This window comes from Roseinatronobacter ekhonensis, from assembly GCF_900499075.1.
GTDB lineage: Bacteria > Pseudomonadota > Alphaproteobacteria > Rhodobacterales > Rhodobacteraceae > Roseinatronobacter > Roseinatronobacter ekhonensis.
Genome location: NZ_UIHC01000007.1, coordinates 106,459 through 129,152, shown reverse-complemented (window position 1 = coordinate 129,152; position 22,694 = coordinate 106,459). Strand labels below are relative to the sequence as shown.

The window sequence follows — 22,694 nt, the reverse complement described above, 5'->3', positions numbered from 1 at the left end:
ATGTCAGCGGGGCGAGCGTTTGGCCAAAATGCGCTGCAATGTGCGACGATGCATGCTCAACCGCCGCGCGGTTTCCGACACGTTGCGGTCGCATTGCTCATAGACACGCTGGATATGTTCCCAGCGCACACGGTCGGCGGACATGGGGTTTTCAGGCGGCTCCGGCAACGCTTCTTCCGATGACAGCAGGGCGCGCACGACTTCGTTGGCGTCGGCTGGCTTGGACAGGTAATCGGTCGCACCGATCTTCACCGCAGCCACGGCGGTCGCAATCGCACCGTAGCCGGTCAGCACAACGATACGGGCTTCCTCGCGTTTCGCGCGCAGCACTTCGACCACGTCCAGCCCGTTGCCATCCTCCAGCCGCAGGTCGATGACGGCATAGGCCGGGGGTCGGGCTGTGGCAATCGCCTTGCCCGCCGTCACACTGTCGGCGGTTTCCACGGCAAAGCCGCGCTTCTCCATCGCGCGGGCAAGACGCTTCAGAAACACCTCATCATCATCGACGATAAGCAGCGAGGGGTCGGGACCAAGATCAAGTTGCGCAGGTTCTGTCATCGGGTTTCCCTTGTGGGTTACACGATAGTTAGGCCGCGCGGCGCAAAAGGTCAATTTGAACCGGATATGACCGCTGTTTAGGCGTTGTCGATAAAGCAGGCCACGCGGTCGGCCATCTGGTCGGGCGTTGCCTCGCGGCGGAACAGTTCCACAAAACCGTGACCCGGCAGGTTCAGGTAGGTAAATGTGGAATGGTCGATCAGGTAGAATTCGTCCTCGGTATCCTGCACCGCGTAATAGGCGCGATAGGCGCGGGCGGCATCGCGCAACTGTTGCTCGGTCCCAGTCAGGCCGACCATATCGGGATGCATGAAGCTGACGAATTCGGCCAGCCCTTCCAGCGTGTCGCGCTGATGATCGACCGAGATGAACACCGGCGTCACCTCATAGCCTCGCTCTGTCAGCGTGTAGACGGCTTCGGCGTTGCGGGCCAGATCGTAGGGGCAGACATCGGGGCAGAAGGTATATCCGAAATAGAACAGCACGGGGCGGTCGGCGAAATCGGCCTCTGTCACCTGCGCGCCGGTATGGTCGGTCAGGGTGAACGGACCACCAATTGCCCCACTGCCGCCGGCGATCGCGGTTTCACGGCATTGCGCAAACTGGCCGCGATCCGGGGCAAAGAACACCATCGCGCCCAAACCGCCGAGAACAAGCGCCAGAAAACCGGCGGCCATGATCGAATATCGACGCAGCATCTGCGCACTCCTCTGATACGACTGATGCTTGATGCCAAAGCCCGGCCCGCGTAACAATCCCCTTTCCCCAAGATGTGACATCACGCCCATGGACCCGACATTCGGAGAGATCACGCAGGACAACCGCACAGAATGGGTGCGCCTGCGCACGCTGGCCTATGTCCGGCTGTTGGCGCTGTCGGGCCAGATTGCCGCGCTTGTGGTCGGGCAACTGACCTTCGGGCTGCGGTTTGACAACGGGCTGGTCGCGCTTGTCATCGGCGCGGCTGGTGTGTCGATCCTGCTGTCGTTGTTTCTTTACCCGGCGGCGAAACGGCTGTCAGACACGGAAGCCTCGCTGACTTTCCTGTTCGACATCGCGCAATTGTCTCTGTTGCTGTACCTGACCGGCGGGATCACCAACCCTTTCGCGCTGCTGGTTATGGCACCGGTGGCGGTCGCGGCGATGGCTCTGCGCCCGCGCTCCACATTGTTGCTGTCGCTAGTGGCGATTGCACTGATCACACTGGTCAGCATCACCTATCGCCCGTTGCGCTTTGCCGATGGCACGATGCTGGACGTGGCGCCGATCCTGACCTTCGGGCACTGGGCCGCGATCGTGATCGGTATCGCCTTTCAGGCGTTCTACGCCCAGCGCGTCGCGGCAGAGGCGAATTCGATGGCCGATGCGCTTCTGGCCGCGCAAATGGCGCTGTCACGCGAACAAAAGCTGACCGATCTGGGCGGCGTGGTAGCGGCCACCGCGCATGAGCTTGGCACGCCACTTGCCACGATCAAGCTGGTCAGCGCGGAACTGGCAGAAGAGTTGGGCGACCGCCCCGATCTGGCCGAAGACGCGCGCCTGTTGGTGCAACAGGCCGACAGGTGCCGCACGATCCTGCAATCCATGGGGCGCAGCGGCAAGGACGACACGATGATGCGCCGCGCACCACTGGAAGCGGTGCTGCATGAAGCCGCAGAGCCGCATCTGGACCGCGGGAAACAGGTGCATTTCCTGTTGCAGCCCGGCGATGGCGCCGATGACATGCAACCGCTGGTCCAACGCCGCCCTGAACTGATCCACGGGCTGCGCAACCTGATCCAGAACGCGGTCGATTTCGCCGCGTCAGAGGTTTGGGTCGATGCAAGCTGGACCGCCCAAACCCTGCGCATCCGTATCATAGATGACGGTCCGGGGTTTTCGGCCCAAGTGCTGGGCAGTATCGGCGAGCCATTCATCGGGCGGGGCCGCGACCCGAACCGCCCCAAGCGGCGCCCCGGATATGCGGGTATGGGGTTGGGCATGTTCATCGCGAAAACACTGTTGGAGCGCACGGGCGCGCGGCTGGAATTCCTGAATTGCGATGGCCAGATCAAGACCCTGCCGGGGCATCCGGTGCTGAATGGCGCATTGATCGACCTGACATGGCCGCTGCCCCGCATTGCGGTCGACCCGACAGAAACTTTGCCGCAGAACGCGCCGGTGGCAAACTAGGCCGATGCGTCTGCGCCGGAACAACGTGAATAGACAGACGCGCCGGGCCTGATACAGTTGGGTCAACCAGATCGGAGCTTACCATGCCTGTCCCCCTTGCCCCTATTGCCGCCACCGCCGCCCGCTACGGGGCGATTGCCCTTGCCGGATATGTCATCGCCCGCCAGTTGGAGCGCGGGCGCACCGACCAGCGCGCCGAAGACGCGCTGGATGACCTGCCCGAGGGCATGAGCGCGCACCGCCCCCGCGACCGCCAGCAATGGAACCTTGCCGGACGGATGCGCCGCGTGGTGCGGTTGGGCGAAAACGGCCCCGGCGTGGAAATCGACGCGAGCCTTCTGGGCCGCATCCGGTTTCGCAAGGTATGAGCGGGCTGACGCTTTATCACAGCCCGACATCACCCTATGTCCGCAAAGTTATGGTGTTGGCTCACGAGGCTGGGCTGCTGGACCGCATCGCACTGGTGCCCGCCTCTGGGACACCGCTGGATTCCGGCACGGTGCCATTGGCCGCGAACCCGCTGGGCAAAGTGCCCGTTCTGACGCGTCCCGACGGCGGCGCGCTATATGACAGCCGGGTCATCTGCCGCTATCTGGATGCGCTCGCAGGCGATCGTTTTTATCCGCAAGGGGCGCGCCAATGGGATTGCATCACGCTGGAAGCAACGGCGGATGGCATGCTGGATGCCGCATTGGAGATGATGTACGAATCGCGCCTGCGCGCGGAACAGATCCGCTCGGCGGAAATCGTCGAAGGCCAGTGGTCCAAGATCTCGCGCAGCATTGCCGTGCTGGAAGACCGCTGGATGGCGTATCTGGCCGGACCGCTTTGCATGGGACAAATGGCACTTGGCTGCGCGCTTGCCTATATCGACTTTCGGCTGGGGGCGCGGGACTGGCGAAATGCCGCGCCCGTGCTGGCCGCATGGCAGGGCGGCTTCGCCGCGCGTGACAGCATGACCGCCACAACACCGCCCGGATAGCGAAAACCTGCCCCAAAAGCGGTAAAATCGGTGCAAGTGCGACACCTTTCCACGCTTTCAAAGCTGGACGCACTACCCAATCCCCGCTAAATGCAGTCGCGAGGGGCCGTTTTTCTTTCAGCGGCCTGTCCGAAATTATAGCCCTCGTACCCATTGAAAAGGGAGAATGCTCGTGTCCCACGCAGATGACCACGAAAGCACCCGTCGGGATTTCATCTATTACGCAACCGCCGGTGCGGGTGCTGTGACAGTAGGTGCCGCCGTATGGCCGCTGGTCAACCAGATGAACCCGTCGGCCGATGTTCAGGCTTTGTCGTCGATCTTTGTCGATGTCGGCGGCCTTGATGCTGGTAGCCAGCTTACGGTCAACTTCCTTGGCAAGCCGGTTTTCATCCGTCGCCGCACGGAAGAGGAAATCGCGGCCGGACGCGAAGTGCCTGCCGACGAGCTTCCCATCGACCAGCAGTCGCGCAACCCCAACAAGCCGGGGACCGACGCATCCGACGCGAACCGCACCATGGATGATGCGGGCGAATGGCTGGTCATGACCGGCGTTTGCACCCATCTGGGCTGTGTGCCGCTTGGCAATGGTGCGGGTGATTTCGGCGGCTGGTTCTGCCCGTGCCACGGGTCTCACTATGACACCGCAGGCCGTATTCGTCGCGGACCAGCGCCCGAAAACCTTCATATTCCGGTTGCGACCTTCGTGGACGACACCACAATCCAGCTCGGTTAAAGGAGAGAATACATGTCTGGTATTCCACACGACCATTACGAGCCGAACAGCAACGCAGAGAAGTGGATGCATCGGCGTCTGCCCATTGTTGGACTGCTCTACGATACGATCAAGATTCCCACGCCAAAAAACCTGAACTGGATGTGGATCTGGGGCATCGTGCTGATGACCTGCCTAGTGTTGCAGATCGTGACCGGCATCGTGCTTGTAATGCATTACACCCCGGATGCCGATTTGGCCTTTGCCAGCGTTGAGCACATCATGCGCAACGTGAACGGTGGCTTTATGCTGCGCTACCTGCACCAGAACGGCGCGATGCTGTTCTTCGCGGCGGTGTATATCCACATTTTCCGCGGCCTGTATTACGGCAGCTACAAATCCCCGCGCGAAGTGACGTGGATCATCGGTATGTTCATCTATCTCGCGATGATGGCGACCGCGTTCATGGGCTACGTTCTGCCCTGGGGCCAGATGTCCTTCTGGGGTGCCACCGTCATCACCGGCCTGTTCGGCGCGATCCCCGGCATCGGCGAGATGCTGCAAACATGGCTTCTGGGCGGGCCAGCGGTGGGCAACGCCACGCTGACGCGCTTCTTCAGCCTGCACTATCTGCTGCCTTTCGTGATCCTTGGCCTGTCGATCCTGCATATCTGGGCGTTCCACACCACGGGCAACAACAACCCGACCGGTGTCGATGTTCGTCGCTCGTCCAAGGAAGAAGCAGAAAAAGACACGCTGCCGTTCTGGCCATATTTCGTTATCAAGGACCTGTTCGCGCTTGTCGTCATCTTTGCGTTGTTCTGGGCTCTGGTCGGCTTCATGCCGCAATTCTTGGGCCACCCGGACAACTACATCGAAGCGAACCCGCTGGTCACGCCGTCGCACATCGTGCCGGAATGGTATTTCCTGCCCTTCTACGCGATCCTGCGCGCCTTTACCTCTGACGTTTGGGTGGTGATGGCCGTGGAATGGCTGTCCTTCGGGATCATTGACGCGAAATTCTTCGGCGTGTTGGCGATGTTCGGCTCCATCTTCGTGATGGCGCTGGTGCCGTGGCTCGACACTTCGAATGTGCGCTCTGGCCGCTACCGTCCCATGTTCAAATGGTGGTTCTGGCTGCTGGTGGTCGATTTCTTCGTGCTGATGTGGGCAGGCGCCATGCCGGCAGAAGGCATCTACGGCACGATCTCGCTCATCGGGTCGGCCTATTGGTTCGGCTACTTCCTTGTCATCCTGCCCATCTTGGGCGTGATAGAGAAGCCGCTGCCGCAGCCCGCAACCATCGAGGAGGACTTCAAAGCGTCGCTGAAGAAGAAATCCGGTGGCGGCAAAGGCCCATCGCCCGAACCGGTTCCGGCCGAATAACAGACGGAAATTGGAGAGATAGAATGTTCAAGAAACTCGCCGTTTCCACGATAACGGCAGCCATGCTCGCCTCCTCTCCGGACCTCGCGGCCGGAGAAACCGGCAAGATCATCGACTACGACTTCTCGTTCGAAGGGCCGTTCGGCACGTATGACCGCAACCAGCTTCAGCGCGGGTTGCAGGTTTACACCGAGGTTTGCGCGTCCTGCCACGGGTTGGACAAGGTCGCGTTTCGCACGCTGAGCGATCCGAATGGTCCCGAACTGCCTGACGACCAGATGCGCGCCTACGCGGAGATGTATGAAATCTGGGATCCAGAGCTGCGCGACTGGCGCGTGGCCGCCGGTCCTGACCATTTCCCCGAATCGCAATTCGAGGGCGCGCCCGATCTGAGCCTGATGGCAAAATCACGCGTCGGCTTCTCGGGCCCCTACGGCCTGGGTATCAACCAGCTTATGAACGGCATGGGCGGCGCTGAATACGTTGCGTCCTTCGTCAATGGCTTCAACGGCGAAGAAAAGTTCGAAGCCGGGTCGATGTTCTACTACAACGAAGCCTCGGCAAGCTGGGTATCCATGGCCCCTGTGCTGTGGGAAGATGGCGTGGAATACGCCGACGGCACGCCCGCAACCAAAGAGCAGCAGGCCAAGGACGTCGCAGCATTCCTGATGTGGACCGCAGAACCAAAGATGGTCGAACGCAAGCAGGCAGGCTTTGTCGGCGTGATCTTCCTGTCCGTGCTGGCAGCACTGCTGTACCTGACCAACAAACAGCTTTGGGCCCCCATCAAACGGGCTGCCAAAGAAGAATGATCCGCACAAAACGGACCACTGGAAAAGCGCGCCCCGTCCGGGCGCGCTTTTTGCTTTGCACCCGCGGGCGGCTTGTGTAGCACTTGGTGCAAACTTAACCTGTGAAAGATTAACCCATGTCCGACAACCTGCGCGGCGCGCTGCTGATGACCCTCGCCATGGCCGGGTTCGCGTTAGAGGACATGTTCATCAAGCTTTTGTCCGGTGCAATCCCGATCGGACAAATCCTTGTCATGCTGGGCGCAAGCGGGGCAGTGGTTTTCGGCCTCTTCGCCAAGGCGAAAGGGCAAGCCCTTTTTTCAGCAGACATGGCCAGCCGCGGTATGATCATCCGCAATATCGGCGAAGTGGTGGGCACAGTGGGTTTCGTGCTGGGTTTTGTGCTGGCCAGCCTCTCGACCGCATCGGCAATCTTGCAGGCGACACCCCTGGTCGTCACCCTTGGCGCGGCGCTTTTCCTGGGCGCACAGGTCGGCTGGCGCCGCTGGATGGCAATTCTGGCAGGGCTGTTCGGCGTGATGCTTATCGTGCGACCGGGGATGGCAGGGTTCGAGCCAGCCTCAATCTGGGCGGTGATCGGCGTTCTGGGGCTGGCCACCCGCGATCTGGCAACCCGTGCCGCCCCCGCGCGCATTTCGGGTTTCCAGATGTCTGCATGGGCCTTTGGCCTGATGGCCCCGACAGGTATCTTGATGATGATCGCGATGGGCAGCCGCCCCATGGTGCCCGACAGCGTGCAACTGGCCTTGCTGGCCTGCACACTCGTGGTCGGTGTGGTCGCCTACTACATGGTGGTTGCCGCCATGCGGGTGGGTGAGATTCCAGTCGTGACCCCGTTTCGCTATACCCGCATGGTCTTTGCGCTGGTCGTCGCGCTCACCGTGTTTGGCGAACGCCCCGACACCCTGACCTATCTGGGTGCCGCGATCATTGTGGCAGCGGGCCTGTTTACCCTGTGGCGCGAAACCCGCCGCCCTTCCCTTGTGGGCACAGGACAGGTATAGCAGGCGCAATAAACCCGCCAGCGCATAAGGGACAGTAACATGAGCATCATCATCGACGTAATCGGCCGCGAAATCCTTGACAGCCGGGGCAACCCGACGGTCGAGGTGGATGTGATTTTGGAAGATGGCACGATGGGTCGCGCCGCTGTGCCCTCGGGCGCATCCACCGGCGCGCATGAGGCCGTGGAACGCCGCGATGGCGACAAATCCCGCTACATGGGCAAGGGCGTTCTGGAAGCCGTCGCCGCCGTGAATGGCGAATTGGCCGAGGCGCTTGTCGGCTTTGACGCCACCGAACAGGTCGCTATAGACGCCGCCATGATGGAACTGGACGGCACACCGAACAAGGGCCGTCTGGGCGCGAATGCCATTCTGGGCGTGTCCATGGCCGTGGCCAAGGCCGCTGCCGACTATACCGGCCAGCCCTTGTTCCGCTATATCGGCGGCACGTCTGCGCGCACACTCCCCGTGCCGATGATGAACATCATCAACGGCGGCGAACATGCCGACAACCCGATCGACATTCAGGAATTCATGATCATGCCGGTCGCCGCGGACAACATACGTGACGCGGTGCGCATGGGCTCTGAGGTGTTCCATACACTGAAAAAGGAACTGCACGCGGCGGGCCTGTCCACCGGCATCGGCGACGAAGGCGGGTTTGCGCCCGCACTGTCCAGCACGCGCGACGCGCTCGATTTCATTCTGAAAGCCATTGAAAAGGCAGGCTATAAACCGGGGCAGGACATCTATCTCGCGCTCGATTGCGCCTCGACCGAGTATTTCAAGGGTGGCAAGTATGAGATGGCGGGCGAGGGCCTGTCCCTCAGCGCCGCCGAGAATGTCGAGTATCTGGCCAAACTCTGCGACGACTACCCCATCATCAGCATCGAAGACGGCTGCGCCGAAGATGACTGGGACGGCTGGAAGCTGCTCACCGACCGCTTGGGCGACAGCGTGCAGCTTGTGGGCGACGACCTGTTTGTGACCAACCCCATCCGGCTGGCCGACGGGATCGCCAAGGGCTGCGGCAACTCTCTGCTGGTCAAGGTCAACCAGATCGGCACCCTGACCGAAACACTGGCCGCCGTCGATATGGCCCACCGCGCGCGCATGACCTGCGTGATGTCCCACCGTTCGGGCGAAACCGAGGATGCGACCATCGCAGACCTGGCCGTGGCCACGAATTGCGGGCAGATCAAGACCGGCTCGCTGGCGCGGTCTGACCGGTTGGCCAAGTATAACCAGTTGATCCGTATCGAAGAAATGCTTGGCGAGACTGCAGTCTATGCCGGGCGGTCTATCCTGCGTTAACCTTTGGCGCATGCGTGGGTGGTCCCGCGCATGCGCATAAACCCTCTGTTAAGCCGAATCGCGTAGTCTCATCGGCTTAGACTATTGTCCGCCTGACGGAGGGTCAGATGTCACTTTTATCCCCGATATCGGCGGCCACGCCGCACCCCGCGCAACCGCGCGACCCGGTTGCTATGACTGCCGCCACGCAACGAGCAGCGCCTGCCGTAACGCCCACGCTGACGCAAACTGCGGTGCAACAGGCAAAGGCAGGGCAGCGCGCGGACCTGCTGACCACGCATGATATTGTGCCGCTCACCGACAGGCGCGACCGCCTTGTCGGCCCGCCCCCGACGTTCGAAGTGAACCTGCTGCAGCACCTTCGCGAAACCCGCAACGACCCACCGGACGCTGACGAACCGCAACCCGTGCAGACCGACAGCCCGCAACAACAGGACGTGACGGGCAAGGCGCCAGAGCAACGCGCGAAAGCGGATGACACGGATGCGCTATACCGCCAGCTCCAACCTGCCGATCCGACGGCGACACCTTCGGATAGCGTTGATACCCGCCTTTAGGCCACGCACGATATTGCTGCGCGCATGTGGCGCCATCCAAGCCGCCCGAACAGGGCCATCGCCATACGAAAAACCCCGGACTATGGTCCGGGGTTTTCCAGTTCTGTGCCGTAGCGAGCGGGGTTATTCCGCCTGCTCTGCCACGATCTCTTCGCCGGTGGCCTGATCGACCATTTTCATCGCCAGACGAACCTTGCCGCGATCGTCGAAGCCAAGCAACTTGACCTTCACGTCCTGACCTTCCTTCAACACGTCCGAAGGGTGGTTCAGGCGGCGGTTCTCGATCTGACTGACATGCACCAGACCATCGCGCTTGCCGAAGAAGTTCACGAAAGCGCCGAAATCGACCAGCTTCACCACTTTGCCGGTGTAGATCTTGCCGACTTCCGGTTCTGCCACGATCGAATAGATCATGTCATAAGCCTTCTTGATCGCGTCGCCATCGCTCGACGCGATCTTGATGATCCCGTCATCGTTGATGTCGACCTTCGCGCCCGACACTTCCACGATTTCACGGATGACCTTGCCGCCCGTGCCGATGACTTCGCGGATTTTATCCGTCGGCACCTGCATGGTCTCGATCTTGGGCGCATACTGGCTAAAGCCTTGCGGCGCGGTCAGCGCCTTGGCCATTTCACCCATGATATGCATGCGCGCGTCCTTGGCTTGTGCCAAAGCCTGCTCCATGATCTCGAACGTGATGCCCGCGACCTTGATGTCCATCTGCAAGGACGTGATGCCCTCTTCGGTCCCGGCCACTTTGAAATCCATGTCGCCGAGGTGGTCTTCGTCGCCCAGAATATCGGTCAGGACCGCGAAACGGCCGTCATCTTCCAGGATCAGACCCATCGCCACACCGGCAACCGGCGCTTTCAGCGGCACGCCCGCATCCATCATCGACAGCGAGCCACCGCAAACGGTGGCCATCGAAGACGAGCCGTTCGATTCGGTGATCTCGGACACCAGACGGATGGTGTAGGGGAAGTCGGTTGCCGCAGGCAAAACAGCCTGCAACGCGCGCCATGCCAGCTTGCCATGGCCCACTTCGCGCCGTCCCGGAGGACCGAAGCGCCCAACCTCGCCCACCGAATAGGGGGGGAAATTGTAATGCAGCAGGAAGCTGGATTTGCTGGTGCCGGTCAGCGCGTCGATGAACTGCTCATCATCGCCGGTGCCCAAGGTGGTCACACACAGCGACTGCGTTTCACCACGGGTGAACAGCGACGATCCATGCGTGCGCGGCAAGAGGCTGGTTTCGGCAACAATCGGGCGCACCGTCTTGGTGTCGCGTCCGTCAACACGGGGCGACCCGTTGATGATATCGCCGCGCAGAATGCTCGATTCCAGCTTTTTCAGCGCGGACCCAAGGTTCGCATCGGCCAGTTGCTCTTCCGTCAGCGCGGCCTTGATCGCATCACGCGCAGCCGAAATTGCGGCCACCCGCTCTTGCTTGTCACGCAGCGCGAAGGCGGCGCGCATCTGGGTTTCGCCAGCGGCTTTGACGGCGGCATAGAGGTCCGAATAATCCGGCGGCTGGAAGTCGAAAGGTTCTTTCGCAGCATCTTCGGCCAGGTCAATGATCAGGTCGATCACCGGCTGAAGGCTGTCATGGGCGAATTTCACGGCACCCAGCATTTCGGCTTCGGTCAACTCATAGGCTTCCGATTCGACCATCATCACGGCGTCTTTGGTGCCCGCGACAACAAGGTCCAGACGCTGCTCTGCGTTCTCGCGCAGCTTTTCCATGTCCTGACATTCGGGGTTCAGCACGTAGTCGCCATTGGAATAGCCCACACGCGCGGCGGCAATCGGACCCATGAAGGGCGCGCCGGAAATGGTCAGCGCGGCAGAGGCGGCGATCATCGCAACCACGTCGGGTTCATTGACCAGATCGTGGCTGAGCACGGTGCAGATGACCAGAACTTCGTTCTTGAAACCATCAACAAACAGCGGGCGGATCGGACGGTCGATCAGACGAGAGGTCAGGGTTTCTTTGTCCGAAGGACGCGCTTCGCGCTTCAGGAACCCGCCGGGCACTTTGCCCGCTGCGTAGTATTTTTCCACATAATGCACGGTCAGCGGGAAAAAGTCCTGCCCCGGCTTTGCCTCTTTCGCGAAGGTCACGTTGGCCATGACGCTGGTTTCGCCCAGCGTGGCGATGACCGAACCGTCTGCCTGACGGGCAACCTTGCCGGTTTCCAGTGTCAGGGTTTCTTCGCCCCACTGGATGGATTTCTTGGTGATGTTGAACATTCGTCGTTTCCTCGTCGGAGCACTTCCGGGCCCTTCCCGGATCTCCTGATGTCTATGGCGGCCCCATTGCCGCCGACCCCAATCCTTGTGCATCACGCCGGGGCCGAAGCGTCACGTCTCAGATGCCGCTGCCATACAGGAAAAGCGGCTATGGGGGAAGTGGGGGAATGTCGCGTTTGAAAGAGCCATCATTGGGCGGCCAACTTACCGAAGGCGCGGAATCAAGGGCGAAGCCCGCCGCGCCATCGGCGGGCCGTCCCACGGCCCACCGCTGTCGCTATGATGAGCGGGGCGTCACACCCAACGCGCGAAGGGCGGCAGGCTCATCAGAACGGCATCCGGGTCGTGGCCGGTTTGCAAGCCGAACTTGGTGCCGCGGTCGTAGACCAGGTTGTATTCAGCATAGAGGCCCCGGTGGATAAGCTGGGCTTCCTTGTCGGCACCGTCCCACGCCATCCCGCGCCGCTTTTCGACCTGCGCCAGAAACGCGGGCAGGAAGGATTTGCCCACATCCTGGGTAAAGGCGAAATCGGCATCCCAATCGCCAGTGCAGTGGTCATCGTAGAAAATGCCGCCCACACCGCGCGCGCGCTTGCGGTGCGGGATATAGAAATACTCATCCGCCCATTCCTTGAAGCGCGGATACAGATCAGCGCCATGCGGGTCGCAATGCGCCTTGAGCGTGGCATGGAAATCTGCCGTATCCTCTGCATATTCCAGACAGGGGTTCAGGTCGGTGCCGCCGCCGAACCACCATGCGCCGGGCGTCCAGAACATGCGGGTGTTCAGGTGCACGGCGGGCACATGCGGGTTTTGCATATGCGCCACAAGGGAAATGCCGCTGGCCCAGAAGCGCGGGTCGCTTTCCAGCCCCGGAATTTCCTTGCGGGCGGTCAGCGACCGCTGCGCGGCATCGCCCAACTGGCCATAAACGGCAGAGACATTGACGCCCACTTTCTCGAACACGCGCCCGCCGCGCATAACGCTCATCAGCCCGCCACCGGCATCAGACCCGTCGGGTGCGGTGCGCTTGGTGTCGGATACCTCGAACCGGCCCGCAGGATGATCGGAAATCGGGCCATCGGTATGCCTGTCCTCGACTGCCTCGAAAGCGGCCACGATCTGGTCCCGCAGTTCGCGGAACCAAGCGGCGGCCTGCGCCTTGCGGTCGTCAAAATTCTGGTCACTCATCAGCGCGGATCCTCATAGCTTTTCCTTGATGTGCCATGCGGGGGGGCGCATGACAAGCTGGGTTTACACCTAGCTCTCGGGTCGGGCCTGCGCCATGATCTGCGCGACATTGGCGCCCCGCGCGATGGCGCTCGCCTCGACCGCCTGCTGCAATGCCTGATTGCGGGCCAGAAGGCGCCGAAAACGGGCCTCGTCCAGCGCAAAAAGCGTGCAATGGGTAATCGCACTCACCATGGCGCGGCGGGGCTGACCGGTCAACATGCCCAGATGGCCGAAGAACTCGCCACGCCCCAGCCGCAGCTTTTGACCACGGCGCTCCATCTCGACCGCGCCAGAGGCGATGAAATAGACCGAGCGGGGCACTTCGCCCTTTCGGATCAGTGTGCGACCGGGTTCCACGTAATAGGTCGTCAGCGCGCGGGCCAGCCGTTTACGGGCATCCGCTGGCATGCCGTCGAACACGGGGAATGCGCGCAGGAATTCCTCGCGTTGAAGCGCGAAATCCAGCCTTGGTCGGTTGTCCAAACGGGCCCTCGCCGCGTCCAGTCGCGCGCGCAGGGTGTTATACAGCTCGCGGCTGACCAACCCATCGGCGAACAGCGTTTCATACTCGCGCTCTTCCAGCCGCAAAGAGGTACGCCGGATGAACCGTCGCTCGATTTCCTCGGCATAGCCCGGATATTGCAGGCGCAACCCTTCGATGGCACCTGCGGTCTCCTCGGCCCGGCGGCGCAGCAATTCATGCAGCAGGTCAGCCACGCGACGGCCATGGATACGGCGAATCTTGCCGGCGATGAACCCGTGCAATTCCTGCAACACAAGCTGTTGATTCAGCAGCAATTCGAAGCGATCGGCGGTCATCACCTCTAGCGGAGCGGACCATCGCAGGCGGTTGTTCAGCCAGACAGCCAAACGGTAACGCCCGCCAAAGCCCAGCGCACGGCGCGCGGTGGCGCGGTATTCATTGCGCCCGCCAAGGCGGGTCCGTTCGATCAGGCTATCGACATCCGACAGCATGCGCTCCACCAACCGGGACGAGAACAATTGCTGGCGAAAATGCTCTATGATCAGGTCACGCTCGCGCCCGGCAAGTGCCACCAGCCCCAGCGTGATGCGGTCCCGGTCCGGGATGTCCACGGCCTCTGCCTCTGACACCGCGCCATCCAGCCGCGCGGCGAAACGCTTGGCCTCTGACCGGATCACATCGGGCGGCAAGCGGTAGTCGCGCGCGCTTTCGGCCACGGCTTCGCGCACGTTTTGCAGCGCGACCGCGATGACCTGCCGCGACAATGCCTGATCCAGCGCTGGCAGACGGTCCAGCCCAAGCCGCGCGATAACCCAGCGCAAGGTCGTGCCCTGCACCAGAAGTGTGAACAACGTGAACCCTGTGGCAAGGATACCCACTTCGCGCTTGATCGCGGGCGGCACCAGCGCGCTTTCGGTCACGGCCAGCGCCAGCGCCAGCGTGACCGCGCCGCGCAACCCGCCCCACAGGATGGCCGCGCGGTAGCTTGGCTCTACCCGTGGTGACAAGCGCAACCGGCCCAGAAAGGGCAGCACCCCGAACAACATGACCGCGCGCGCCGCGATGGCGGCGATCACGATCACGCCGATCAGGAACAGGTCATTGGCGCGCAGGTCGCCCATAAGGCGCGGGATCAGCAGCGCGGCCAAAATAAAGATGAACGCGCCCGCCCAATAGGCAAGAATGTCCCACACCTCGCGCAGGTAACCCCAGCTTGCGGGCGTCAGGCGGCTTGGCCCCGACAGGTTCAGCGCCAGCCCCGCAACCACCACGGCAATCACCCCCGACGCGCCCAGATATTGCTCGGCGGCAATATAGGTCAGGTAGGGCAAGGCCACGCTGACCGAAACCTGCGCGCGCGGAAACGTGGGCAAAACCGCCATCAGCGCGGTCGCCACGCGGGCAAAAACCCAGCCAATGGCGACCCCGCCGCCGATCAACCATGGAAATGTCAGCGCCGCTTCTTGCAAGGTCGGGTTGGGAACGCCCAGCATGACGAAGGTCATGAAAAACCCGAACAACGCAATCGCGGCGGCATCGTTCAGCAGGCTTTCACCCTCGACAATGCGGGTCAGGCGCTGCGGGGCGGCAATGTTGCGGAAAATGCTCACCACGGCCGACGGGTCGGTGGTGGACACGACCGCGCCGATCAGCAGACATGCCGCCAAAGGCAGGCTGGTAAACGGTGTCAGGGCATAGCCGATCACTACGGTCGATACCAACACCGCCCCCACCGCCATCAGGACAATGGGCACCCAGTCATCCAGCATCCGCCGCGCATTGACCACAAGCGCCACTTGGAACAGCAGCGTCGGCAGCAGCACATACAGGAACACGTTGGACCTGATGGGCAGGTCCAGCAGGCGGCGCACCATCGGGCTGAGCGTGTCACCAACCCCGGACGCCGCGAGCGTCAGCGCCGTCGCTCCGATCAGCGCGCCCATGAAAGCAAGGATCACCGTGAACGGCAGGCGCAACCGCTCTGACAAGGGTTCCGACACGCCGATCACGATGAAAAGCAGCGCAACCGCGCCGACGAGAGCAATAATATCCATGAATATCAATCTAGCGCGAAGGCCACGCCAATGGAAAGCAGGACGCGCCTATTCCGCCGCAAGCGCCGCCGTTTTCCCGGCGCTGCGCCCGATATCTGCCAGCGCGACAACAACACGGTCCATCAGTGCCTGAAAATCGGCAAAACTGGCATTCGGGGCCACGCGCGCCTCGTCCAGATACAGGCCGCGGTCAATCTCTACCTGAACGACATGCTGCCCAACCGACGGCAGACCGTAACGCTGCGCGATATAGGCCCCGGCAAAGGGCGCGTTACGTGCCACCCGAAGCCCTGCATCCGCAAAGATGGCCGCCACGTCATCAACGATATCCAACCGGCATGACGCCCCGAACCTGTCCCCTAACACCACATCGGGGCGATTTGCGTTGCGCAGGCTTACGGCGTCGCGGGGCATCGAATGCATGTCGAACAGGATGGCCTTTCCGAATTGCTGAGCGGTGTCGGCCATCAGGCCCGACAGCTTGTCATGATAGGGCTGCCAGTAGCTGCGCAACCGGTCCTGCGCCTGCGCGCGGGTGATTTTGCCCGCATAAATCGCCCGCCCGCCCGCGACCACGCGGGGAATGACACCCAGACCGGAGCTGATGCGCGCATTCATCGCCCGCACCGTGATGCCCGATATCAATGCCGGATCAAGCTCGCTGGCGGCGCGGTTGTAATCGACATATGCACGCGGCACACCGCCCAGCAGCACATGCGCACCGGCCAGCGGGGCCGCGCGCAAAAGCATATCGACATAGGCATCCTCGGACGACCGCAGCGCCAGTTCATCTAGCTGCGCGGCACGCAGAAATTCGTCCGGATAGCTGCGCGCGCTGTGGGGCGAAGCAAACAGGACCGAAGTCGTCGCAGGGGCCGCCGGTATGAACTGATATGCCTGCATGAACGCTTTCCTTGTTGCAAAGGGTTATAGCGCGAATTTCCCCTTGCGAAAGCCCTTGATCCTGCCTGCGACTCTATTTATAGACCCCGACACAGACGCGGTTTTGGCCCGCGTCCCTTTTGTTTGGGGCGTATGTCGGACCAGTCGGGCGCGTAGCTCAGTGGTAGAGCACTACGTTGACATCGTAGGGGTCACAAGTTCGAACCTTGTCGTGCCCACCATTTCACCCCTGCCCCGGCAGGATAGAACGAATACAGGCAGGCGCACGCGCGCCGCGAGAAGGAGAAGACCTATGAAGGTCAAGAATTCGCTCCGGTCGCTCAAGCAGCGCCACCGTGATTGTCAGATCGTGCGCCGCAAAGGCCGCGTCTATGTGATCAACAAGACACAGAAGAAGTTCAAGGCACGTCAGGGCTGATTTTTAGCCCCGATTGTCGTGATTTGGCGCCGCTCTGTCGTTCAGGGCGGCGTCTTTCTGCGCCGAATACGTAGCATGCCGTCATGACCGACCTCTTGCCAGATCCCGCGACCGTGCCCCTGTTGCACCTGTCAGACCGTCCCGAATGGCGGTATCTGCTGCGTGATTTCTACGAGCTTTACCGCCATCTGCCCGCTGGCGGCAGTACCAAAATCCGCGCGCACCAGCGCGGCGTGCGCGAGCGCATCGCGCGGGTCATCAAGGCCAACCCGCCGATCGCCGATCTGCCGCCGATGGACAAGCCCGTCACCAAGCATTTCCGCCGCGCGCTGGACCAGGGGCGCGAAGCGAAGCACGCCGCATTCATCCGCACCATTGATGCCGTGCACGACAAGCTGCGCTGGCAGTACGGCTATGAAAAAGTGCCGCGTGGGCTGGAACGGAAGTTCGCCTATGCCGAACTGGTCGGGCCCACCGGCCCTGTTGTGACGGATGAAGTGATTATGGGTCTTGTGCTGTTCGCCCCGGGTTGCACATATCCGGCGCACGCGCATGACGGTATTACCGAAAGCTATCTGTGCCTGTCAGGCGCGGTGTCGGAAAACGACCAAGGCGTTTATGCGCCCGGATCTCTGATCTTTAACCAGCCGGGGCAGTTGCACCGGATCACGGTTGCGGATCATGAACCGTCGCTTTTGGCCTATGCATGGATGGGCGCGACCGACAAGCTGGCAAATCAGAAGATGGTCTTCAACCGCGCGCCAAAGCCAGCGCGTTAGCCTTCGACAAAGCGGATCAGGCGGGGCAGGCACAGGCGTTTCAGGTCGTAATTCTCGACAATCGTCTTGCGTGCGGCCACACGCCGCGCGGCAAAGCTTGCGGGGTTGGCAAGCGCGGTGGTCAGCGCGTCCGACCATGCGTCGACATCGAAGAAATCGACCAACTGTCCGTTCACGCCATCGACGACGACCTCTTCCACCGGCGCGGTCCGCGAGGCGATGACATGCGCGCCCATGGCCATGCTTTCCAGCAGGGACCATGACAGCACGAACGGGATGGTCAGGTAAGCGTGGGCGCGCGAGATCTGCATCAACGTGACGTAATCGCGGTAGGGCACGCGGCCCAGAAAATGCACACGCTCCAGCCCCGGCGCGCCCGCAATCTCTGACAGGAACCGCTCTTTCCATGTGCCGTTGGGCGGGGACATGCCGTAGCTGACGCCATCCCCGCCAACAATGACTACCTGCGCGCCCGGTCGGGCGGCCAATATCTGCGGCAGAGCGCGGATAAAGATATGTGACCCGCGATAAGGTTCTATATTGCGGGTGACATAGGTCAGAACCTCATCACCCGCGCGCAACAACCGACCGTTGGGCAGAGTGAATTGCGCTTGCGGGTTGGGCATCAGGGCATCGGTATCCACCCCGTCATGGGTGATGGTGATTTTTGACCGCAATTCCGGCGGGAACGTATCGGCCTGCCATTCGGTTGGCGCAAGGGCGGCATCGGCCTGCACCATGGACAGGGCCAGATGCGACTGGCGCGCAATCACGGGAAATCCCGAAAACGGGTCGTTGCTTGCGAATTCCGGGTCAAAACCCACGTCCAACCCTTTGGTTCCATAATAGAACTCGGCATAGACCAACAGGCGTGCGTCGGGGAAAACCTCTTTCAGAAACAGGGTTTCGCCCCATCCTGAATGGCCAAATATCACATCCGGTACAAAGCCCAGCTTGTCGCGCAACTGCGACGCCGCGCGGCCCACACGGTGCGCGCGGTCGGTCATGGCCATGTAGGTCGTGGCCAGCCTTGCCTGACCCGGTTTGGGTGCCGCGTCCGGCATTGGGTAGCGAAAGCTGCGGATCGGGGTTTGCTGCCGGTTGCTTTCGGCGGTCAAAGCGACCACCTCATGCCCGCGTTCGGCCAATGCGGGTGCCAAATGCTTGAACTGGGCCGGAAAATTCTGATGCACGAACAGAATTTTCACGCGCCCGCCCCCTTAGTCCGCGCCAATTGCCGTCATGTCGAACGCCGCCGACAGCAGCGCGCGCGTGTACGGATGGCTTGGGGTGTCGAACACCTGGTCCACTGGCCCGGTTTCGACCACGTCACCCTGCTTCATCACCACCACCTTGTGCGACAAAGCGCGCACCACGCGCAAGTCGTGGCTGATGAACAGGTAGGCCAGCCCGTGGCGGCGCTGCAACTCGCGCAGCAATTCGACAATCTGCACCTGCACGGTCATGTCCAGCGCAGAGGTCGGCTCGTCCAGCACCAACAACTTGGGCCGCAGGATCATGGCGCGCGCAATGGCAATGCGCTGGCGCTGTCCACCGGAAAATTCGTGCGGGTAGCGCTCCATTGTGGAGGGGTCCAGCCCCACCTCTGTCATGATCTCTGCCACCAGCTCTTTTTCCAACTGGCCTGTCGGGATGCCGTGCACCCCCAACCCTTCAGCAATGATCTGGGCCACGGTCATACGCGGGCTAAGGCTGCCGAACGGGTCTTGGAACACGATCTGTACATCACGGCGCAGCGCCCGCAACTCGGTCGATTTACGGCCCTGAATATCGGCCCCGTTGAACCAGATCGGCCCCTCGGACGAGATGAGCCGCAAGATCGCAAGCGCGAGCGTCGTCTTGCCCGAGCCGGATTCGCCCACAACGCCCAGCGTTTCGCCCGAGTGCAAGGACAGGCTGGCGCCGTTCACGGCCTTTACATGTCCCACGGTGCGGCGCAGGAACCCGCGCTGGATGGGGAACCAGATGCGCAGGCTGTCGGTGCGCAGCACTTCTTGCGCGCCATCGGGCACAGGCGCGGGCTGACCGGCCTGTTCCGCCGCAAGCAGTTTACGGGTGTAGGGGTGTTGCGGCGCATCGAAAATCTGCCCGGTCGGGCCTTGTTCGACAATCTCGCCTGCCTGCATGACGCACACGCGGTCGGCAAACCGGCGCACGATATTCAGATCATGGGTGATGAAAAGCAGGCTCATCCCCTCGGCGCGTTTCAGATCGACCAGCAGTTCCAGAATTTGCGCCTGAATGGTGACATCCAGCGCCGTCGTCGGTTCATCCGCGACCAGCAGTTCGGGGCCATTTGCCAGCGCCATGGCGATCATAACGCGCTGACGCTGCCCGCCTGACAACTGGTGCGGATAGGCCGACATACGGGTTTCGGCATCGCGAATACCGACCGTGTTCAGCAAGTCCAGCACACGGGCGCGGGCGACAGTCCCCGACAGCCCCTGATGCAAGGACAAGCTCTCTGCGATTTGCTTTTCGATGGTATGCAGCGGGTTCAGCGAGGTCATCGGCTCTTGGAAGATGAAGCTGATGTCATTGCCGCGCACCTGCCGCAACTGGGCGTCTGACGCGCCGATCAGTTCATTGCCCTTGAAGGTCACGGACCCCGACACTTGCGCCGCATCGGGCAACAGCCCGACGCAAGACAGCGCGCTGACAGATTTGCCAGACCCTGATTCGCCCACAAGCGCCACGGTTTCACCCTTTTCCACATGGAAAGACACGCCGCGCACCGCGCGCACGGGCTGGCCGTCTTGGGTAAAGGTCACGTTCAGGTCGGTGACGTTCAGCAGGGTCATCGGAACGTCTTTCTGGGGTCGAACGCATCGCGCACCCCTTCAAAGATGAAGACCAGAAGCGACAGCATGATCGCGAAAGTGAAAAACGCTGAAAAACCAAGCCACGGCGCTTGCAGGTTGTTCTTGGCCTGCAAGGTCAACTCGCCAAGCGAGGGCGCGGAAGATGGCAGGCCGAAGCCCAGGAAATCAAGCGCGGCCAGTGACCCGATCACGCCGGTGATGATGAAGGGCAGAAAGGTCAGCGTGGCCACCATGGCATTGGGCAGCACATGGCGGAACATGATCTTGGTGTTCGACACGCCCAACGCCTTGGCCGCGCGCACATATTCGTAATTGCGCGCGCGCAGGAATTCGGCGCGCACCACGCCGACAAGGCCGGTCCAGCCGAACAATGTCATCAGGAAGACCAGCAGCCAGAAATTCATCGCCACCATGCTGGAAATGATGATGATGATGTAGATGGACGGAACCGAATTCCACAACTCGATCACGCGCTGGAACAGCAGGTCCAACACCCCGCCGAAATAGCCCTGCACCGCGCCCGCTGCCACACCGATGACAGAGCTGAGCACCGTCACCACGATGGCAAAGCTGATCGACAGGCGGAAGCCGTAGATCACCCGCGCCAACACGTCGCGCGCGGTATCATCCGTGCCCAGCAAATGCTCGCCATCGGGCGGCGAGGGGGCGGCGCGGCCGATATCGTTGACCGTGTTGTAGCTGTAGGGGATGGGGGGCCAGATCATCCAGCCCTGGGTGATCTCTGCCCCGTCCACAATGCCCGTGGCAGCTTGGGCCGTGGCCTCTGCCGGATCGTCAAAGCAAAACTCGGACCCGCCCGCGCGGATCAGGCACTGGACCACGGGGTCGGTGTATTGCGCTTCGGTGCGAAAATCGCCGCCGAAGGTGGTTTCGGAATAGAAATTTCCAATCGGGAAGTAGTAGGCCCCTTGGTAATTGATAACGATGGGCCGATCATTGGCGATGAATTCCGCAAAGAGCGACACGAAGTACAGCGTGCCCAGAATAACCAACGACCAGAACGCGCGGCGGTTGGCGCGGAAATTGCCCCAGCGCCGCTGGTTCAGGGCCGATAGCGCAAATCGGCTTTTTGATGGCTTGACAGAGTCTGGCAGGAAATTGGTCTGGTCCATGGCTCAGGTCTCTCGCGACTCGAAATCAATGCGCGGATCGATCCAGACATACATCAGGTCCGAAATCAGCCCGACGACCAGCCCAAGCAAGCTGAACACGAACAAGGTGCCGAACATTACGGGGTAATCACGGGCGACCACGGCCTCGAACCCCAGACGACCCAGACCGTCGAGCGAGAAGATCGTTTCAATAATCAGCGACCCGCCGAAAAACACGCCGACGAACACCGCCGGAAAGCCCGCGATCACGATCAGCATGGCGTTGCGGAACACATGGCCATACAGGACGCGGTTTTCCATCAACCCCTTGGCGCGTGCGGTCATGACGTATTGCTTTCGTATCTCGTCGAGGAACGAGTTTTTCGTCAGCAGCGTCAGCGTGGCAAAGGCCGAAATGGTCGAGGCGATGACCGGCAACGTGATATGCCACAGGTAGTCCAGCACTTTGCCGACGGGGGACAGCGTGTCCCACACCTCTTGCGGAGAGGTGAGTCCCCGCGCCGGGAATATCTGGTAATACGACCCGCCCGCGAACAGCACCAGAAGCAGGATTGCGAACAAAAAGCCGGGGATCGCATAGGCCACGATAATCAGCCCCGATGTGAACGTGTCGAACCGCGTGCCGTCGCGCGTGGCCTTGCGTATGCCCAATGGGATGGACACGGCATAGGCGATCAGCGTGGACCACAGCCCCAATGAGATCGAAACGGGCAGCTTTTCGGCCACCAGATCGACCACGGAAATGGACCGGAAATAGCTCTCGCCGAAGTCGAACCGCATGTAATTCCAGATCATATGCGCAAAGCGTTCCAGCGGCGGTTTGTCGAACCCGAATTCGCGCTCCAACTGCTCGATGAATTCGGGCGGCAGGCCGCGCGCGCCTTGGTAGCGTTCGTTTTCCACCGCGCCCGCGTTCACATCGGCCCCGGCCCCGTCGAAAGCGCCGAACACGTTGCCCTGACCTTCCATCCGGGCGATGACCTGTTCGATAGGGCCGCCGGGCACGAATTGCACCAGAAAGAAATTGATCATCATCACGCCCAGAAGCGTGGGAATGATCAACAGCAAACGTCGCGCGATATAGGCGCCCATGG

General features: G+C 61.6%; 21 protein-coding genes and 1 tRNA gene. 12 read left to right on the top strand and 10 right to left on the bottom strand.

Annotated elements, in window-relative coordinates:
• Window positions 1-3: 3 nt before the first annotated feature.
• Both ROE7235_RS05440 and ROE7235_RS05435 read right to left on the bottom strand, forming a co-directional pair.
• Window positions 4-558 (bottom strand): ActR/PrrA/RegA family redox response regulator transcription factor, encoded by a 555-nt coding sequence (locus ROE7235_RS05440; protein WP_121093654.1) that lies wholly within the window; start codon window positions 556-558, stop codon window positions 4-6.
• Between the two features lie 77 nt (window positions 559-635).
• Window positions 636-1,256: an SCO family protein gene (locus ROE7235_RS05435; protein WP_121093653.1), complete on the bottom strand. Its 621-nt coding sequence runs from the start codon at window positions 1,254-1,256 to the stop codon at window positions 636-638.
• 88 nt (window positions 1,257-1,344) lie between these two features.
• Here ROE7235_RS05435 and regB point away from each other — a divergent pair, with 88 nt between their 5' ends.
• From regB to ROE7235_RS05390, 9 genes are all read left to right on the top strand, one after another.
• Window positions 1,345-2,730 carry a sensor histidine kinase RegB gene (gene regB / locus ROE7235_RS05430; protein ID WP_121093652.1) on the top strand — a complete coding sequence of 462 codons (1,386 nt, stop codon included), beginning with the start codon at window positions 1,345-1,347 and terminating at the stop codon, window positions 2,728-2,730.
• A gap of 83 nt (window positions 2,731-2,813) precedes the next feature.
• The gene (locus ROE7235_RS05425; RefSeq protein WP_121093651.1) at window positions 2,814-3,098 is read left to right on the top strand and encodes a hypothetical protein; all 285 of its coding nucleotides are present in this window, start codon (window positions 2,814-2,816) and stop codon (window positions 3,096-3,098) included.
• 5 nt (window positions 3,099-3,103) lie between these two features.
• Window positions 3,104-3,712, top strand: coding sequence for a glutathione S-transferase (locus ROE7235_RS05420; RefSeq protein WP_121093668.1), 609 nt, complete (start codon window positions 3,104-3,106; stop codon window positions 3,710-3,712).
• A 172-nt stretch (window positions 3,713-3,884) separates the two neighbouring features.
• The gene (gene petA, locus ROE7235_RS05415) at window positions 3,885-4,448 is read left to right on the top strand and encodes a ubiquinol-cytochrome c reductase iron-sulfur subunit (protein ID WP_121093667.1); all 564 of its coding nucleotides are present in this window, start codon (window positions 3,885-3,887) and stop codon (window positions 4,446-4,448) included.
• Window positions 4,449-4,460: 12 nt separating this feature from the next.
• On the top strand, window positions 4,461-5,813 hold the full coding sequence (locus ROE7235_RS05410) for a cytochrome b (protein ID WP_121093650.1): 1,353 nt from the start codon (window positions 4,461-4,463) through the stop codon (window positions 5,811-5,813).
• A gap of 23 nt (window positions 5,814-5,836) precedes the next feature.
• Window positions 5,837-6,625, top strand: coding sequence for a cytochrome c1 (locus ROE7235_RS05405; RefSeq protein WP_121093649.1), 789 nt, complete (start codon window positions 5,837-5,839; stop codon window positions 6,623-6,625).
• A 116-nt stretch (window positions 6,626-6,741) separates the two neighbouring features.
• Window positions 6,742-7,629, top strand: coding sequence for a DMT family transporter (locus ROE7235_RS05400; protein WP_121093648.1), 888 nt, complete (start codon window positions 6,742-6,744; stop codon window positions 7,627-7,629).
• A gap of 39 nt (window positions 7,630-7,668) precedes the next feature.
• A complete protein-coding gene (gene eno, locus ROE7235_RS05395; protein ID WP_121093647.1) occupies window positions 7,669-8,943 on the top strand; it encodes a phosphopyruvate hydratase in 1,275 nt (424 codons plus the stop codon).
• A 107-nt stretch (window positions 8,944-9,050) separates the two neighbouring features.
• Window positions 9,051-9,500, top strand: a complete 450-nt coding sequence (locus tag ROE7235_RS05390; RefSeq protein ID WP_121093646.1) for a hypothetical protein — start codon at window positions 9,051-9,053, stop codon at window positions 9,498-9,500.
• Between the two features lie 123 nt (window positions 9,501-9,623).
• Here the strand turns inward: ROE7235_RS05390 and pnp are convergent, their stop codons facing one another.
• The 4 genes from pnp to ROE7235_RS05370 form a co-directional block, all read right to left on the bottom strand.
• The gene (pnp, locus tag ROE7235_RS05385; RefSeq protein ID WP_121093645.1) at window positions 9,624-11,753 is read right to left on the bottom strand and encodes a polyribonucleotide nucleotidyltransferase; all 2,130 of its coding nucleotides are present in this window, start codon (window positions 11,751-11,753) and stop codon (window positions 9,624-9,626) included.
• A gap of 294 nt (window positions 11,754-12,047) precedes the next feature.
• Window positions 12,048-12,944 carry an oxygen-dependent coproporphyrinogen oxidase gene (gene hemF, locus ROE7235_RS05380; RefSeq protein ID WP_121093644.1) on the bottom strand — a complete coding sequence of 299 codons (897 nt, stop codon included), beginning with the start codon at window positions 12,942-12,944 and terminating at the stop codon, window positions 12,048-12,050.
• A gap of 69 nt (window positions 12,945-13,013) precedes the next feature.
• Window positions 13,014-15,524 (bottom strand): cation:proton antiporter, encoded by a 2,511-nt coding sequence (locus tag ROE7235_RS05375; RefSeq protein ID WP_121093643.1) that lies wholly within the window; start codon window positions 15,522-15,524, stop codon window positions 13,014-13,016.
• 48 nt (window positions 15,525-15,572) lie between these two features.
• Complete coding sequence (locus tag ROE7235_RS05370) at window positions 15,573-16,427, bottom strand: N-formylglutamate amidohydrolase (protein ID WP_121093642.1); 855 nt, start codon at window positions 16,425-16,427, stop codon at window positions 15,573-15,575.
• Window positions 16,428-16,573: 146 nt separating this feature from the next.
• On the opposite strand from ROE7235_RS05370, the gene ROE7235_RS05365 reads away from it, so the two are divergent.
• The 3 genes from ROE7235_RS05365 (at window position 16,574) to ROE7235_RS05355 (ending at window position 17,624) form a co-directional block, all read left to right on the top strand.
• Window positions 16,574-16,648, top strand: a tRNA-Val gene (locus ROE7235_RS05365).
• A gap of 71 nt (window positions 16,649-16,719) precedes the next feature.
• Window positions 16,720-16,845 (top strand): type B 50S ribosomal protein L36, encoded by a 126-nt coding sequence (gene ykgO / locus ROE7235_RS05360; protein WP_072247233.1) that lies wholly within the window; start codon window positions 16,720-16,722, stop codon window positions 16,843-16,845.
• A gap of 83 nt (window positions 16,846-16,928) precedes the next feature.
• The gene (locus ROE7235_RS05355) at window positions 16,929-17,624 is read left to right on the top strand and encodes a dimethylsulfonioproprionate lyase family protein (protein WP_121093641.1); all 696 of its coding nucleotides are present in this window, start codon (window positions 16,929-16,931) and stop codon (window positions 17,622-17,624) included.
• On the opposite strand, the gene ROE7235_RS05350 is transcribed toward ROE7235_RS05355, so the two are convergent.
• The 4 genes from ROE7235_RS05350 to ROE7235_RS05335 are packed head-to-tail and all read right to left on the bottom strand — an operon-like array spanning window position 17,621 to window position 22,692.
• On the bottom strand, window positions 17,621-18,832 hold the full coding sequence (locus ROE7235_RS05350; RefSeq protein WP_121093640.1) for a glycosyltransferase: 1,212 nt from the start codon (window positions 18,830-18,832) through the stop codon (window positions 17,621-17,623). The two genes, ROE7235_RS05355 and ROE7235_RS05350, sit on opposite strands and share 4 nt — an antisense overlap.
• A gap of 12 nt (window positions 18,833-18,844) precedes the next feature.
• A complete protein-coding gene (locus ROE7235_RS05345; RefSeq protein WP_121093639.1) occupies window positions 18,845-20,446 on the bottom strand; it encodes an ABC transporter ATP-binding protein in 1,602 nt (533 codons plus the stop codon).
• On the bottom strand, window positions 20,443-21,600 hold the full coding sequence (locus tag ROE7235_RS05340; RefSeq protein WP_121093638.1) for an ABC transporter permease: 1,158 nt from the start codon (window positions 21,598-21,600) through the stop codon (window positions 20,443-20,445). Before ROE7235_RS05340 ends, ROE7235_RS05345 begins: the two co-directional genes overlap by 4 nt.
• A 3-nt stretch (window positions 21,601-21,603) precedes the next feature.
• Window positions 21,604-22,692, bottom strand: coding sequence for a microcin C ABC transporter permease YejB (locus tag ROE7235_RS05335; RefSeq protein ID WP_121093637.1), 1,089 nt, complete (start codon window positions 22,690-22,692; stop codon window positions 21,604-21,606).
• Window positions 22,693-22,694 lie beyond the last annotated feature (2 nt).

Excerpts from the sequence above, each read along its gene's own strand:
- ROE7235_RS05440 (WP_121093654.1), bottom strand. The coding sequence starts at position 558 with ATGACAGAACCTGCGCAACTTGATCTTGGTCCCGACCCCTCGCTGCTT.
- ROE7235_RS05435 (WP_121093653.1), bottom strand. The coding sequence starts at position 1,256 with ATGCTGCGTCGATATTCGATCATGGCCGCCGGTTTTCTGGCGCTTGTT.
- regB (WP_121093652.1), top strand. The coding sequence starts at position 1,345 with ATGGACCCGACATTCGGAGAGATCACGCAGGACAACCGCACAGAATGG.
- ROE7235_RS05425 (WP_121093651.1), top strand. The coding sequence starts at position 2,814 with ATGCCTGTCCCCCTTGCCCCTATTGCCGCCACCGCCGCCCGCTACGGG.
- ROE7235_RS05410 (WP_121093650.1), top strand. The coding sequence starts at position 4,461 with ATGTCTGGTATTCCACACGACCATTACGAGCCGAACAGCAACGCAGAG.
- ROE7235_RS05405 (WP_121093649.1), top strand. The coding sequence starts at position 5,837 with ATGTTCAAGAAACTCGCCGTTTCCACGATAACGGCAGCCATGCTCGCC.
- ROE7235_RS05400 (WP_121093648.1), top strand. The coding sequence starts at position 6,742 with ATGTCCGACAACCTGCGCGGCGCGCTGCTGATGACCCTCGCCATGGCC.
- eno (WP_121093647.1), top strand. The coding sequence starts at position 7,669 with ATGAGCATCATCATCGACGTAATCGGCCGCGAAATCCTTGACAGCCGG.
- ROE7235_RS05390 (WP_121093646.1), top strand. The coding sequence starts at position 9,051 with ATGTCACTTTTATCCCCGATATCGGCGGCCACGCCGCACCCCGCGCAA.
- pnp (WP_121093645.1), bottom strand. The coding sequence starts at position 11,753 with ATGTTCAACATCACCAAGAAATCCATCCAGTGGGGCGAAGAAACCCTG.
- hemF (WP_121093644.1), bottom strand. The coding sequence starts at position 12,944 with ATGAGTGACCAGAATTTTGACGACCGCAAGGCGCAGGCCGCCGCTTGG.
- ROE7235_RS05375 (WP_121093643.1), bottom strand. The coding sequence starts at position 15,524 with ATGGATATTATTGCTCTCGTCGGCGCGGTTGCGCTGCTTTTCATCGTG.
- ROE7235_RS05370 (WP_121093642.1), bottom strand. The coding sequence starts at position 16,427 with ATGCAGGCATATCAGTTCATACCGGCGGCCCCTGCGACGACTTCGGTC.
- ykgO (WP_072247233.1), top strand. The coding sequence starts at position 16,720 with ATGAAGGTCAAGAATTCGCTCCGGTCGCTCAAGCAGCGCCACCGTGAT.
- ROE7235_RS05355 (WP_121093641.1), top strand. The coding sequence starts at position 16,929 with ATGACCGACCTCTTGCCAGATCCCGCGACCGTGCCCCTGTTGCACCTG.
- ROE7235_RS05345 (WP_121093639.1), bottom strand. The coding sequence starts at position 20,446 with ATGACCCTGCTGAACGTCACCGACCTGAACGTGACCTTTACCCAAGAC.
- ROE7235_RS05340 (WP_121093638.1), bottom strand. The coding sequence starts at position 21,600 with ATGGACCAGACCAATTTCCTGCCAGACTCTGTCAAGCCATCAAAAAGC.
- ROE7235_RS05335 (WP_121093637.1), bottom strand. The coding sequence starts at position 22,692 with ATGGGCGCCTATATCGCGCGACGTTTGCTGTTGATCATTCCCACGCTT.